11 protein-coding genes are annotated in these 14,379 nt (G+C 69.6%); 4 read left to right on the forward strand and 7 right to left on the reverse strand.

What is annotated here, in order from left to right; genetic code table 11:
• Positions 1-21: 21 nt before the first annotated feature.
• A complete protein-coding gene (locus AB0H78_RS25695) occupies positions 22-1,266 on the reverse strand; it encodes a PP2C family protein-serine/threonine phosphatase (protein ID WP_363236941.1) in 1,245 nt (414 codons plus the stop codon).
• A 219-nt stretch (positions 1,267-1,485) separates the two neighbouring features.
• On the opposite strand from AB0H78_RS25695, the gene AB0H78_RS25700 reads away from it, so the two are divergent.
• Positions 1,486-2,190 (forward strand): response regulator transcription factor, encoded by a 705-nt coding sequence (locus tag AB0H78_RS25700; protein WP_363236942.1) that lies wholly within the window; start codon positions 1,486-1,488, stop codon positions 2,188-2,190.
• Positions 2,187-3,593 carry a HAMP domain-containing sensor histidine kinase gene (locus AB0H78_RS25705; protein ID WP_363236943.1) on the forward strand — a complete coding sequence of 469 codons (1,407 nt, stop codon included), beginning with the start codon at positions 2,187-2,189 and terminating at the stop codon, positions 3,591-3,593. Before AB0H78_RS25700 ends, AB0H78_RS25705 begins: the two co-directional genes overlap by 4 nt.
• Before the next feature lie 22 nt (positions 3,594-3,615).
• Here the strand turns inward: AB0H78_RS25705 and AB0H78_RS25710 are convergent, their stop codons facing one another.
• On the reverse strand, positions 3,616-5,142 hold the full coding sequence (locus AB0H78_RS25710; RefSeq protein WP_363236944.1) for a sulfatase-like hydrolase/transferase: 1,527 nt from the start codon (positions 5,140-5,142) through the stop codon (positions 3,616-3,618).
• Positions 5,143-5,277: 135 nt separating this feature from the next.
• The gene (locus tag AB0H78_RS25715; protein WP_363236945.1) at positions 5,278-5,688 is read right to left on the reverse strand and encodes an ATP-binding protein; all 411 of its coding nucleotides are present in this window, start codon (positions 5,686-5,688) and stop codon (positions 5,278-5,280) included.
• A 296-nt stretch (positions 5,689-5,984) separates the two neighbouring features.
• On the opposite strand from AB0H78_RS25715, the gene AB0H78_RS25720 reads away from it, so the two are divergent.
• Entirely contained in the window at positions 5,985-7,379 is a 1,395-nt protein-coding gene (locus AB0H78_RS25720; RefSeq protein ID WP_363236946.1) for a glycoside hydrolase family 16 protein, read from the forward strand.
• 76 nt (positions 7,380-7,455) lie between these two features.
• On the opposite strand, the gene AB0H78_RS25725 is transcribed toward AB0H78_RS25720, so the two are convergent.
• Positions 7,456-8,979, reverse strand: coding sequence for an aldehyde dehydrogenase family protein (locus tag AB0H78_RS25725; protein ID WP_363236947.1), 1,524 nt, complete (start codon positions 8,977-8,979; stop codon positions 7,456-7,458).
• 363 nt (positions 8,980-9,342) lie between these two features.
• Between AB0H78_RS25725 and AB0H78_RS25730 the strand changes: the two genes are divergently transcribed.
• Positions 9,343-10,128 (forward strand): hypothetical protein, encoded by a 786-nt coding sequence (locus AB0H78_RS25730; protein ID WP_363236948.1) that lies wholly within the window; start codon positions 9,343-9,345, stop codon positions 10,126-10,128.
• A gap of 8 nt (positions 10,129-10,136) precedes the next feature.
• On the opposite strand, the gene AB0H78_RS25735 is transcribed toward AB0H78_RS25730, so the two are convergent.
• From AB0H78_RS25735 to xylB, 3 genes are all read right to left on the reverse strand, one after another.
• On the reverse strand, positions 10,137-11,612 hold the full coding sequence (locus AB0H78_RS25735; RefSeq protein ID WP_363236949.1) for an APC family permease: 1,476 nt from the start codon (positions 11,610-11,612) through the stop codon (positions 10,137-10,139).
• Between the two features lie 95 nt (positions 11,613-11,707).
• Positions 11,708-12,895, reverse strand: coding sequence for an ROK family transcriptional regulator (locus tag AB0H78_RS25740; RefSeq protein WP_363236950.1), 1,188 nt, complete (start codon positions 12,893-12,895; stop codon positions 11,708-11,710).
• Positions 12,892-14,337 (reverse strand): xylulokinase, encoded by a 1,446-nt coding sequence (gene xylB / locus AB0H78_RS25745; protein WP_363236951.1) that lies wholly within the window; start codon positions 14,335-14,337, stop codon positions 12,892-12,894. Before xylB ends, AB0H78_RS25740 begins: the two co-directional genes overlap by 4 nt.
• Between the last annotated feature and the right edge of the window lie 42 nt (positions 14,338-14,379).

Genomic DNA, 14,379 nt, shown 5'->3' on the forward strand with positions numbered 1-14,379 from the left:
GCCTCGTGCCGCGCGACCCCCTCAGGGGGCCGAGCGTCCAAGGCGCGCCGCGGTGGTCCCTCGGCGGACCTGGACCGGCACGGATTCACGCTCTCCGCGCGGAGCGGGACCGTGCCAGTCCAGGATGAGGACGGTGGCGTCGTCCTTGAGATCGCCCCGGCAGGCGTTCAGAACCGATGTCGTCAGGGCGCGAACGGCTTCCCTGGGGTGCGAAGTCCGGGTGTCGTGTACGAGCGCGGGCAGATCGAGGGCCGCGGCCGCGCGTTCCTGCATGCCGTCGGTGAGCAGGACCAGGCGGTCACCGGGATGCAGTTGAAGTTCCTGGAGTTGATACGAGGTGGGTGCCGCCACACCGAACGGCAGGTTGACGGCGAGTTTGACCTCCTCCGTCTCGGCAGCGCCTTCCCTGTGGCGCAGAGGCCAGGGGTGTCCCGCGTTGACCAGTTCACACGTGCCCGTATCGAGTCTGACGCAGAGCAGCTGTCCGGTGGCGAGCCCGCGGCTGTGGGTCAACAAGGCCTCGTGCGCGCTCAGGGCCTGATGGACAGGGTCGCAACCAGTGCGCCGGGCGCCGCGCAGCGCACTCGTGACCAACGTAGCCAGCAGGGCGGAGTCGGTGTCGTGGCCCATAGCATCGGTGATCGACAGGTGCAGCGTGTCCCGGTCGAGCGTGTAGTCGTAGGTGTCACCACCGATGTCGTCGGCGGGGACCAGCCCTGCGGCGAGGGTGAATTGTGGGGCCTCGCAACAGGAGGCCGAGGGCAGCAGCTGGTGTTGGATCTCCGCGGCCAGGCTGGTCCGGGTGGTGCGCCTTCCTGCGTGGTACAGGTCGGTGAAACGGCGGTCCGTGACGATGATGTAGGCCAGCGCATGCGCTGCGGCGCTGATCTGTCCGAGCACGGCGTCGTCCGCGTACTGCAACGTCACCTCCAGCACACCGATGCAGTCACCGCGATTGGTCACCGGTGAGATCACGCACCGACCGCCCTGGCCGTCCGAAGTCACATGCTGGCGCTGGCTGCGCAGAACGGTGTCGTAGACGCTGTCCGGCAGGTCGATCTGTTCGGCGGGGCCCGCCCTCTCCTCCTCGGCGGGCGCGCTCAGGCGCAGCAGCCGTTGCCCCAGCAGATCGACGAAAAGGAACGACACACTTTCCGCTCCGAAGCGCTTGCGCAGATCGTGCGCGATCACGTCGACGGATTCCCCCGGCGGCGCGGCCTCGGCGGCAGCCAGAAGCTCGCCCAGTTCCAGATCTCTGACATCCATGGCAACCTCCCTTTGTCTGTCGCCACTTGTGCCCCGGATTTTGCCGGACTCACGGATGACCTTCATCACGCCAGGTCACAGCGGTCGCGGTAGCCCCGCTGACCGGGGCAGGGAGCGGCTACCCCGACCGGGCCGGGACATGTGTGCCCCCCTGGGCGGCGAAGCGGGGGCCATGGGGCCAGGGGCGACCGCAGCGGAGAACGATGCCAGGATGCGGGCATGAAAGCACCCGAGGTGCCGCCCGGCACACGACTGCTCGTCGTCGACGACGAGCCGGCCATCCTGGACGTCCTCGCCACCTCGCTGCAGTTCCTCGGATACGAGGTTTCGCAGGCGGCAACCGGCAGGGCCGCCCTGGCGGCGGTACGGGAGCATGCGCCGCGCCTCGTGCTGCTCGATGTGATGCTGCCCGATATCGACGGTTTCGAGGTGGTACGCCGGTTGCGGCAGGCCGGGGCGACCACCCCGGTGATCTTCCTGACCGCCCGCGAGAGCGGGCAGGACGTCGTCGGCGGACTGGACCTGGGCGCCGACGACTACATCACCAAGCCCTTCCGGCTGGCCGAGGTCGCCGCCCGGGTGCGTGCCGTACTGCGCAGGGGCGAGAGCCGCGCCGACTCCCATCTCCTCGTCTGCGGTGACGTGGAGTTGGACACCGAGACCTACGAGGTGCACCGCGGTGGCGTGCGCGTGGACCTCTCGCCCACCGAATACCGGCTGCTCCATCACCTGCTGCTGAACAGGAACCGTGTCCTGACGCACGAGCAACTCCTGCAGCACGTCTGGGACTTCGGCGAGGGCGACCACGGAGTACTGAAGACCTACATCTCCTACCTGCGGCGCAAACTCGATGGACCGGGCCCGGGCATGATCGAGACCCGACGCGGCGTCGGCTACATCATCCGCGAGCGGGGAACCCCGTGAAATCCGTCGGTTCCCTGCGCCGCTCCCTGCGACCTCGTTCGCTGCGCGGCCAGCTCCTGCTCGCGCTGCTGATCCTGGCCGCCACGGCCCTGTTGGCCCTGGACACCGTCGTCTACGGGGCGCTGAGCAACGACCTCACCCATCGGACCGACGTCACCCTGCGCGCGGTGCGCCAGCGTGTGGCGCAGCAACTGGAGCAGACGGGGCCGGGAGGAATACTCGGCACCGACGTGCGGCTTCTCGGAGCCTCGGAGTTCTATCTCCAACTGCGACGGCCGGACGGCAGCGTGCGGGACCTGGTGCCCGGACTGCGGGACCCGGGCAATGCCGCGCCGCAGCTTCCGGGATCGCTGGCCGGGGCCCATGGCACCGACCCGGTCACGGTGGGTCCGGCGGTGCCGGGCGGCCCCGACTACCGATTGCTGGTGCAGCGGATCCCCGGCCGCGGCACGCTGATCGCGGCCGTGCCCCTGGACCAGGTGCAGGGAACGTTGCGCAAGGTGCTGATCGTCGAGGCAGCGGCGACGGTCGGTGTGCTGGCACTCCTCGCGGGTTCGGGACTGTGGCTCCTGCGCCGCGGCCTGCGCCCGCTGGAGTCGATGGCCAGGGATGCGGACGCCATCGCTTTCGGAGACCGGGCCGGCCGTGTCGCGCCGGCCGACGACACCACGGAGGTCGGCCGCCTTGGCCTGGCGCTGAACACCATGCTGGCCGCGGAGCGCACCACGCAGGACCGGCTGCGCCGGTTCGTCGCGGATGCCTCGCACGAACTGCGCACGCCCGTCACCGCGGTGCTCGGGTACGCGGACCTGCACCACCAGGGTGCCCTCACCGTCCCCGAGCAGCGGGAGCGTGTGATGAGCGGCATCACCAGCGAGGCGCTGCGTATGAAGCGACTCGTCGACGACCTCCTGCTGCTCGCCCGCCTCGACAGTGCTCCGGTCCGTGGCCTGCATGCCGTGGATCTCGGCGTGACCGTACGCGACGCGGTGTCGGCCGGACGTGTCGTGGCCCCGCACCACCCTCTCAGCGTGCGGGTGGAGGGCAGCGCCATGGTGCACGGCGACGCCGAGCAACTGCGGCGGGTGGTCGACAACCTGCTGGCGAACGTACGCAACCACACGCCGTCCGGGACCGCCGCCCAGGTGACGGTGCGCGCCGCCGGCCCCGCCGAGCCGTACGCGGTCGTCATGGTCGCCGACGAGGGTCCGGGGATCCCCGACGAAGCCCTGCCGCGCGTTTTCGACCGCTTCTATCGCGGCGACCCGGCGCACAGCGGGGACGGCAGCGGCCTCGGGCTGGCCATAGTCGCCGCGGTCGCGCGGGCGCACACCGGTGATGTGCAGGTCGCCAGCACCCCCGGGGGAACCTGTGTGTCCGTCCGGCTCCCGATGATGTCCTGACGTCCGTCGGCCGTGGCCGGGATCAGTCCGCCAGGGCTGCGGCGGTGCACTCCTTCGAACCCTTGCAGTCCACCATTTTCTTCGCGAGCGCCGCGAGCTGCTTCTTCGTGTCCGAGGACAGCTGTGCGTAGGTGTTGTGCAGCATGTCCGGGTCCTTGCTGCGGTCGTAGTACTCGTGGGAGCCGTTCTTGTACTCGACATAGGTGTACCGGGCGGTGCGCAGCGCCTCGTAGCTGGGTGGATTGCCGCTGCCCTTGCCGGGCTTGTCGGGATCCTGCGCGGAGGTGTTGGGTCCGTGATGCTCCACCAGCGCGGTCCGCGGCCAGTCCTTCGGAGTCTCCCCCTTCAACAGGGGCACCAGGCTGCGGCCGTCGGCCGCAGCATCGGGCGTGCCGCCGCTCAACTCGGTGAAGGTGGGGGCGATGTCGATGTTCGAGGCGATCGCCGCGGTCTTCGAGCCCCGTGCGATGCCCGGTCCGGTGACGATCAGCGGCACGTTCACGTCCGTGTCGAAGGCCGTCTGCTTGCCCGGCATCAGGCGGTACTGGCCCATGTGGAAGCCGTTGTCGGAGGCGAACGCGAAGACGGTGTTGTCGTAGACGCCCTCCGTCTTCAGCTTCTCCTGGAGGTCACCGATCATCCGGTCCACGGCCTGCACGGTGCGCACGCGCTTGCGATACGTGACGGTGATCTTCTTGATCTGCTGAGGGGTGAAGGCCTTCTTGTCCTGGAGCCACTGAGGCGCGTCCGTGGGCGTCTTGTCGAAGGCCGGCGGCCGTGGCAGCTTCAAGTGCTGGAACTTGTCCTCGTCCTGAGGGGCAGGGGTGGCCGGACCATGCGGCGCGAAGGTGGAGATGTCGAGCACGAAGGGCTTCTTCTCCTTCACCGAGTTCTCGATGAAATCCTGGCCCCTTTTGTTCACGACGTCGGTCAAATAGTCCTTCGGGTCGTGCCCGTAGTCGACTGTCTTTCCATTCTGGTTGAGCGTGTAGTCGTACTCCTTGTAGCCGTTTCCGGCCACATCCCACTCGTCCCAGCCCGGGGGGACATAGTTCTTCTCCCCGTTCACGGTCATGTCCGGCTCATAGCCGTTCAGGTACTTGCCCATCATCGCCGTGCGATAGCCCTGCTGCTTGAGCGCGGTGGCGAAGGTCTTGTCCTCGTTTCCCTTCCCGTGGAAGGTCTCGAATCCGCCGTCCGGCGGCGTATTGGTGAACACCCCTGTGTTGTGCGGAAACTTCCCGGTGAAAATGGAAGAACGCGACGGGCAGCACAGTGAGTCCGTCACCGTGTAATGGGAGAAGGACATGCCGTTCTCCTGCATGGCCTTGACGTGCGGCATGTAGTTCACCAGGTCCGACGACAGGTCGTCGGTCAGCACCCACACGACGTTGGGATGCCCGGACGAGCCGGAGCTCTGTGCGGACCCGCTTTCCCCGGTCGCGTTCGCCGCCCCGTCATGGTCGCCGTTGCACGCGACCAGGCCGGCCGCGAGGGCGGCAGCGGCCGACCACAACAGAACTTGCCTGCGGACACCTGCGATGGTCAACGGTTCTCCTCCTGGCTGCGTGACGTACGACTCCGGACGTCCGACTGTGCAGCAACAGGGTGGGAGAACGGTGTGAACAAGGCGAGCAGCGCATGGGAATGACGGCTGGAGGCCGCACCGCTCCTGCGCGAGGCGCTATCGGGCGAGAACGGCGCGCACGTGTTTGCCACCATGGGCGGAGGGAAGGACGGCGACTTTACGGGAGAGGAATCGGACCAGGGGCCAACCGAAGCCGCCCCCGCATCCGTTGAGATCCGGCGAACGCTCGCGCGGCGGTGCGTGGCTGGGATCCCGTACGGTGATCTCCAGCGTGGTCCGGTCCGCGGCCAGGTACAGCGCGGTGATACCGCCTGCGTGCCGCAGTGCGTTCGTGACCAGCTCGGAGACCACGAGTACCGCGTTGTCGGCCGATTCCGGGGTCGGGGCGGGCGACAGCTCGGAGAAGAACTCCCGCATGTCCTCCCGTGCCTGGGCGGCCGAGGCGGGGCAGGTGGTTCGCTGAGCGCGCTCGGTACGCCGATCCACCATGACGTGTGACTCACCCATGTGCTGAACCCCATCCAGGAGAAACCTTGGTCCGATGAACCGTGCGCCTGCCCGCATCGGCCGGGGTCTAACTCCGCCACAAGAGGCACCGCGGCGCAGCGGGAGGCGCCCGACGGGTGGGTGGCAAGGTCAGGCGCCTTCTCCCGCAGCTCCAGAAGAAGCCCGGCGAGATGCCTTGACGCGCATGGCATTCCGCCTGAAACTCCAATCGCACGCGTCCTGAGAGCGCTCTCAGAATCTTGCGCATGTCATGCCCACATCCGCTGTTCCCCACCAGCGAAAGGCAGCATCCGCCCATGGTCACCTCCACACCGTCCTTCCCCCGCACCGGGAGCCCCGGCTCCGGTCCTCGCACCGGCCTGGGCCGTTGGCGCCGGCACGGGCCGCTGGCCGTGCTCAGCGCCCTGCTGCTCCTCATCACCGGCGTCACCGGCCTTGTACTGTCCGGAGGTTCGGCGTCGGCAGCCGTCCCCGGAGCGCCCGCCGGATGGACCACCATGTTCAGCGACGACTTCAACGGAGCCGCGGGTACGGGCCTGGACCGGTCGAACTGGCTGTACGACATCGGCACCAACTACCCCGGCGGCGCGGGCAATTGGGGCACCGGCGAGATCGAGTCGGCCACCGACTCGACACAGAACGTGTACCAGGACGGCTCCGGCCACATGGTGATCAAGGCGATCCGCGACGGCTCCGGCCACTGGACCTCGGGCCGGGTCGAGACCCAGCGCACGGACTTCGGAGCCCCGGCCGGCGGCCAGGTCCAGATCAGTGCCTCGATCCAGCAGCCCAACCCGGCCAGTGGACTTGGCTATTGGCCCGCCTTCTGGGCCATGGGTGCCGCCGCACGTCCGGTCGGCGCGACCAACTGGCCCAGCATCGGCGAGATCGACATCATGGAGGACGTCAACGCGCTGAGCAAGCACTCCACCACCTTCCACTGCGGTGCGTGGGCGGGGGAGTGCCACGACCCCGACGGCATCACCAGCGACCTCCAGCCGTGCTCAGGCTGCCAGACCGGTTTTCACACGTACTCCGCGGTCATCGACCGCACCAACACCGCAGCGGAGCAGCTCCGTTTCTACCTCGACGGCAATGTGACGTACACCGTCAATGAGAACCAGGTCTCCGTCGCCACCTGGCAGGCCGCCATCGACCACGGCTTCTTCGCCATCTTCGACCTCGCGATAGCCGGTTCCTACCCCGACAAGGTCTGCGCCTGCTCCTCGGCGGCGCAAGCGGGCAACATCACCTCGGGCGCCGCCATGAGTGTCGACTGGTTCGCCGTCTACCAGAAGGCCGCGGACGGCACGACGACAGGCGGCACCACCTCCGGCGGCACGACGACCGGCGGTACGACCTCCGGCGGGACGACGACGGGCGGCACGACGACGGGCGGCAGCACGGGCGGCTCCACCACCACGCCCGACTACAGCACGAGCGTGACCTCCACCAGCGCCACCCAGGCCCGTATCTCCTTCACCCCGACCACCCCCGCCGCCTACGTGGACGTCCACTACCTGGTCAACGGCGCGGGCCAGCAGAATTTCCGGATGACCAACAGCGGCGGCACCTGGACCCAGACCGTGGGCGGACTGTCGACCGGCACGGTCCTCACGTACTGGTTCACCTACGAGAAGAGCGGCCCCCAGTACGACTCCCCGCACTACACCTACACCAAGACCGGCTGACGCCGACCGACCTCCGGCAGGGGTCGTCCGGACACCGTGTCCGGACGACCCCTGCCGCGCTTCGGAACGTGGACGTCTAGAAGAAGCCCAGTTTCTTCGGCGAGTAGGAAACGAGAAGGTTCTTCGTCTGCTGGTAGTGGTCGAGCATCATCTTGTGGTTCTCGCGGCCGATCCCCGACTGCTTGTAGCCGCCGAACGCCGCGTGCGCGGGATATGCGTGATAGCAGTTTGTCCAGACCCGGCCGGCCTGGATCGCCCGGCCCGCGCGATACGCCGTGTTCATGTCCCGCGTCCACACGCCCGCGCCCAGCCCGTAGAGCGTGTCGTTGGCCGTCCTGATCGCGTCGTCGAAGTCCGTGAACGACGTCACCGCGACGACCGGGCCGAAGATCTCCTCCTGGAAGACCCGCATCTTGTTGTCGCCCTCGAAGATCGTGGGCTGGACGTAGTAGCCACCGGCCAACTCGCCGTCGTACGAGATCCGCTGACCGCCCGTCAGGATCTTCGCGCCCTCCTGCTGGCCGATGTCCAGGTACGAGAGGATCTTCTGGAGCTGGTCGTTGGAGGCCTGGGCGCCGATCATCGTGTCGGTGTCCAGGGGGTGGCCGGGCAGGATCGTCTCGGTGCGCGCGATGCCCGCTTCGAGGAATTCGCTGTAGTGGCCGCGCTGGATCAGGGCCCGCGAGGGACAGGTGCAGACCTCCCCCTGGTTGAGCGCGAACATCGTGAAGCCTTCAAGGGCCTTGTCGCGGAAGTCGTCGTCCGCCGACCAGACGTCGTCGAAGAAGATGTTCGGTGACTTGCCGCCGAGTTCGAGGGTGACCGGCTTGATGTTCTCCGAGGCGTACTGCATGATCAGCCGCCCCGTGGTGGTCTCGCCGGTGAAGGCGATCTTCGCGACCCGCGCGCTGGAGGCCAGCGGCTTGCCCGCCTCGACGCCGAAGCCGTTGACGATGTTCACGACGCCGGGCGGCAGCAGATCGGCGATCAGGCTCATCAGGACGTGGATCGAAGCCGGCGTCTGCTCCGCCGGTTTGAGGACCACCGCGTTGCCCGCCGCCAGCGCGGGGGCCAGCTTCCAGACCGCCATCAGGATCGGGAAGTTCCAGGGGATGATCTGGCCGACCACACCGAGCGGCTCGTGGAAGTGGTAAGCGACCGTGTCGTCGTCGACCTCGCTGAGCGTGCCCTCCTGGGAGCGCAGGGCGCCCGCGAAGTAGCGGAAGTGGTCGATGGCCAGGGGGATGTCGGCGGCCAGCGACTCGCGGATCGGCTTGCCGTTCTCCCAGCTCTCGGCGACCGCGAGCTCTTCGAGGTGTGCCTCCATCCGGTCGGCTATCCGGTTGAGGACGGTGGCGCGGTCGCCTGCTGCTGTACGGCCCCAGCCGGGCGCCGCCGCGTGCGCGGCGTCCAGGGCCGTCTCGATGTCCTCCGCGGTGCCTCGGGCGATCTCGGTGAAGGGGCGGCCGTTGACGGGGCTGGGGTTGTCGAAGTACTGACCGCGGGCCGGAGGGACGTACTCCCCGCCGATCCAGTGGTCGTAGCGGGACTGGTACGAGACGATCGCGCCGTCGGTGCCTGGCGCAGCGTAACGGGTCATCTCCGAGGCCTCCCTCAGGCGCCGCCCGCCGTTGGACGGCGCTTTGATGCCCCCATCGTTGTCGTCCGCGGCGTGCACGACAACCGTCGCGACACCCCCCATTGACGGCATCACGACCCTCTTGGATTCTCGAAACGAAAGGCACGACGCGACACAACGGGGGACTTCATGCAACGAACAGCGCTTAGTGCTGCGCATGGGACAAAAAGGGTCTGGGGAGGGGCGGTTGCCATACTGGTCGGCTGCGCGCTGACGCTCTGCGGCTGCAGCGACACCCACGCGAGCGGCGACGGCCGGGGGGCCCGTCCCACACCGTCCGCGACCACCTCGAAACCTGTCACCGCAGCCGAGTACGGGACGTCCGTGAGCGGGGCGCTCGCACCGGTCGACAAGGCGCTGGCCGACCTCGCCCGCGCGCGCTCGGGCGGCGCCGTACAGAAGGCGCTCGACACCGCGTGGCGTGCCACGCAGGGAGCGAGTGAGCAGTTGCAGGGTGTACGTGTGCCGGACGAGATCCGCAGTGAGCACGGAGCTCTCGTGGCCGCTCTGGGCGACCTTCATTCGGCTGTACTGAACACGAGCATCGGCCTGCGCAGGCCGGCATCCAGCGGCCTCTGCACTCCGGGTGCGGCCGCTCCGCACGTGGGCACCGGCAGGAGCTTCGCCGCCCTGCGGTCGGCGGGTGCGGCACTCACCGGGCGCGGCTACCGGATCGGGCTCGTGCTGCCCACGATGCCCAAGGAACAGCACCGCAGCATGGGCAACGGAACCTTCCTGCGGGACGGGAATCGCAGCGGCCGTGGCATTCTCACCGTGATCAACTCGGGCGGGACCGATACGGCACTGACGGTCGCCCGGGGGAAGCGCCCCGCGTTCACCGTGTACGTACGCAAGCACTCCGACGTCAAGGTCAGGCACATCAACGACGGCACGTACACGATCTATTACGCATCGGGCGAGGACTGGGACCGGGGAGCGAAGAAGTTCTCCCGGGAGTGCAGCTTCCAGAAGTTCGACCGGACGTCGAAATTCGAGACGGCCACCACGTCGACCCAGATCGTCTACAGCACCTGGACGCTGACCCTGAAGATGGGGATCGGCGGGAACGCCACGGTCTCCGACGTCCCGCCCGGGCAGTACCCCTCGTAGCGCGGGACCTATGGCCGGGGGCGAGGGCTGGTGTTCTCCTCCGGCTCGTCCAGGTGGATCCGGCCGGTCTCGGCCAGCCGTCCCGGATGCCTGCGTACGAGTACGGCAAGGACCAGGATGCCGATCACCATCCACACCCCGACCACCGGGCCCGCGTACGAGACCGGTGGCGTGAGTTCCGAGACGAAGTCGAAGGCCGGGATCCCGGCGGCCGTCAGCAGCGCGGGGACGAAGGCGGCGATGCCGAGCAGGGGGAAGAGGAGGTGCAGTACGGGGTTGAAGGAGTCGCGCCTGCGCCGCAGGAAGTACCCGACGCAGGCCAGGTTCACGACGATGTACACCCCGATGACCACCGTCACGATGACGGTCGCCAGCAGATAGAAGGCCGTCACCGGGTCGTAGCCGAAACCGAGACCGAGCACGGCCGCCAGGGCGACGACGAACTGCACGGCCACGCCCACGACGGGGGAGCGGTGGCGCGGATGGATGCGGGTGAAGGGGCGCGGGAAGACTCCGGCGCGGCCCAGTGCGAAGGCCGTGCGCGTGGAGACGTTCGAGCAGGCGTTGGCGTTGGCGATGGTGGAGTTGACGACGGCGAGGAAGACCAGCACCCAGAAGAGCCCGAAGGAGGCGCGCGCGACTCCCTCCCAGGAGGCGTCGCCCGACACCCCGAAGCCGGCGAACGTGTCGGGTCCGAAGTACACGGACATCGCATAGGTCGTCAGGACGTAGAAGAGCCCGATGGAGAGCGCCGCGCCCAGTACGGCCCTCCGCATGGTGCGCCGCGCGTCCTTGGCCTCCTCGGCGAGCGGGGCGGCGGCCTCGAATCCGGCGAACGCAAGGACGGTGTAGACGGATCCCGCGAAGACCCCGCTGAGGCCCGAGTGGCCCTCGGCGGTGTGTGAAGTCCCGAACACCGAAAGGGTGTTGGCGTCGCCCGCCTTCGCGATGAGCATGACCGCGAAGACCAGGAACACCGCCACCTCGAAGAGGCCGAGCACGGTGCCGAATCGGGCCGATGCGCGTACGCCGAAGAAACCCGCCAGCGCGATGATCACCGCTCCGGCGACGGCCCACGGCCACCACAGGTCCGCCGGGTACGACGACCACTGGCGGTGCAGGGTGGGCGCGGTGGTGAAGCCCAACTGGAGCAGCAGCAGGGCGGGCACCAGTGCCTCGACGAAGACGTAGCCCCAGCCGACGAGGAATCCGATGGCCGGATGGAGCCCTTGGGAGGAGTACGTGGCGACCGAGCCTGCGGCCGGCAGGTGCCTGGCCAGCTCGGCGATGCACGACGCGGTGAAGAGGCAGGCGACGAGCGCCACCAGTACGGAGAGGGGCAGACTGCCGCCCGCGAAGGCGGCGCCCGACGGTATGGAGGCGGCGACGGCGGCCGCGGGCGCCATCGCCGTGATGCTCTGGAAGAGGACCTCGCGCAGCCCGATGGCGTCGCGTCTCAGCCCTGGATTCGTTTCCCCCGACATCCTTCGACTCCTTGCGTCCGTTGACCGGCCAGAGTCTCGCGGGCCATACGGTACGGGTCGGGGTGGGAGGGGCGGAAGTGGTCGGGCGGGTGCGGTCAGGCCGCGTACGAGGCCGGGTCGTCGAGTACCGCCCGTACGACGGAGTGTGCCGCGCCGAGCAGCGGGCCCTCCGAGCCGAGGTGCGAGACGGTCAGTGCGGGGCGGGCGGGCTCGGCGATGCGGCGGGTCAACTCCCTTTCCAGGGACGGCAGGAGCCAGGGGGCGAGGCGCGAGAGTGCGCCGCCGAGGATCACGGCCTGGGGGTCGAGGAGGTTCACGGTCCCGGCGAGTGCGATGCCGAGCGCCGCACCGGCCGTGCTCAGGGCGCGGCGCACGGCGCGGTCGCCGTCGGCGGCGCGGTCGGCGAGCAGGTCGACGGTGCGGCCGGCCGCTGCGACGCCCGTGCCGGCGAGTCCGGCGGCGCGCAGCACCGCCTCCTCGCCCGCGTACTGCTCCAGACAGCCGCGGCCGCCGCAGGCACAGGGCGGGCCCTCGGGCCGTACCGGGACGTGACCCAGCTCGCCGGCGTAACCGTGGGTGCCGCGCAGCAGTCTGCCCTCGACGACCACCGCGGCGCCGATGCCGATCTCCGCGGAGACGTGTACGAAGTCCTGGGGCGCGGGGTCGCCGCCGAGCCAGAGTTCGGCGAGTGCACCGAGGTTGGCTTCGTTGTCGACGCTGAGCTGGGCGCCGTAGGGCAGGGAGGCGCCCAGGTCGATGTCTTCCCAGCCGAGGTTCGGGGCGCGTACGACGGTCTGGGTGTCGCGTGCCACCAGGCCGGGGACGGCGACCGCGATTCCCGCGGGGCGCAGTCCTTCGCCGCGGGTGGCCTCCGTGACCTGGTGGATCAGCTCGGCGAGTTCCTTCAGTACGGGTTCGGCGGGGCGGCCGCGGTGGTCGGCCCGCGCACTGGCCCGGGCGCGTACCTTCCCGTGCAGATCGATGGCGCAGACGGCGAGATGGTCGACGCCGATCTCGGCGCCGATGCCGACCGGGCCCCGGCCGCTGAGCGAGAGCGCGCTGCCGGGGCGGCCCACGGCGCCGGACTGTTCGCGGCCGAGCTCGACCACCAGGCCGGCCCGGATCAGTTCGTCGACCAGGGAGGAGACGGCCGCACGGGTGAGGCCGATGTGGGTGGCGACGGTGGCCCGGGAGAGCGGGCCGTGTCCGGCGACCGCGTGCATCACGAGGGAGAGATTGCGGCGGCGCATGCCCTGCTGGGTGTTGGGAAGGGGGGCGTTCATCCGTGGACCTCCTGGCGCAGCAGTGCATCGGCTCCGGTGAGCGTGGATCCGATCCTGAGCAGCGCGGATTCATCCACCGGGAGGGGAGCGTACAGCGGTCCCTGTGCCGTGCCCCAACGCCGGGCGACAGCGGCGGGGTCCTCGCCGGTGAGCAGGCCCGCCGCCTGGGCGGCCGCGCCGAGCGCCACCAGTTCCTTGGCGGCGGGTACCTGCACCGCGCGCCCCGACAGGCGGCGTACGGTCTCGCGCCATGCCGTGCCCTGGGCGCCGCCGCCGATCAGCAGGAGCGGAGCGGTCGGGTCGGCGTCCGCGTCGAGCACCTTGTCGAGGGCGGCGAGCAGGGCGAAGACCGCGCCGTCGTAGGCGCCCTGGAGGAGCTGGCCGCCGGTGGTGTCGTGCCGCACGCCGTAGAAGAGACCGGCGGCGTGCGGGAGTTGGGGTGTGCGCTCGCCGCCGAGGAAAGGCAGGACGGTGGCGCTGCCGCCCGGCTCCACGGCTTCGCGGTCGAGGCCGAGCAGGGTGGCGATCCGGTCGACGGCCAGGGTGCAGTTGAGGGTGCAGGCGAGCGGCAGCCAGTCGCCGCGGGCGTCGGCGAAGCCTGCCACGGTTCCCGTGGGGTCGACGGGGCGGTGACCGGACACCGCGTAGACGGTGCCCGAGGTGCCAAGGCTGAGCACCGGCTGGCCGGGGAGCAGTCCCAGGCCGAGGGCCGCGGCGGCGTTGTCGCCGGTGCCCGGTGCGACGAGGATGCCGGGCGTGAGGGGGAGTCGGGGCAGGTCGCGGACGGTGCCGGCGGCCTCGCCGGGCCCGAGGACCTGGGGGAGCATCGCGGGGGAGAGGCCGGCCAGGGCGAGGATCTCTTCGTCGTACGCACCCGTTGCCGACGACCACCAGCCGGTGCCGGAAGCGTCGCCCCGGTCGGTGACGGCGCGGCCGGTGAGACGCTCGGTGAGGTAGTCGTGCGGGAGGCGCACAGCGGCCGTGGCGCGTGCCGCCTCGGGTTCGTTCTCCTGCAGCCAGGCCCACTTGGTGACGGTGAACGCCGGTCCCGGCAGGCTTCCGGTGCGCTCGGCCCAGGCCTTGGGACCGCCGAGCTCCTCGGTCAGGCGCTCGGCCTGCGGCGCCGACCGCACGTCGTTCCAGAGCATCGCCGGCCGTACGGGCATTCCGTCGGCGTCCAGGGTGACCAGGCCGTGCTGCTGGCCGCCGATGGAGATCGCCGCGGCCCGTGTCGCGGGTTCACCGCAGGCGTGCAGGGCGGCGGAAAGGGCCTCCCACCACTGCTGGGGGTCGCTCTCGCGGGCGCCTGCCTCGCCGGAGACGGTGTGCGGCGCCTGGCCGCTCGCGACGACCTCGCCGGTCACCGTGTCGACGACCAGCGCCTTGGTGGACTGGGTCGAGCTGTCCACCCCGATGACAAGCGGGCTGATGGGGGCTGTCATCACTTGACTCCGTTCCGCGACTTCACAACGATGCCCTCGGAT

Source organism: Streptomyces sp. NPDC050738 (genome assembly GCF_040654175.1).
GTDB lineage: Bacteria > Actinomycetota > Actinomycetes > Streptomycetales > Streptomycetaceae > Streptomyces.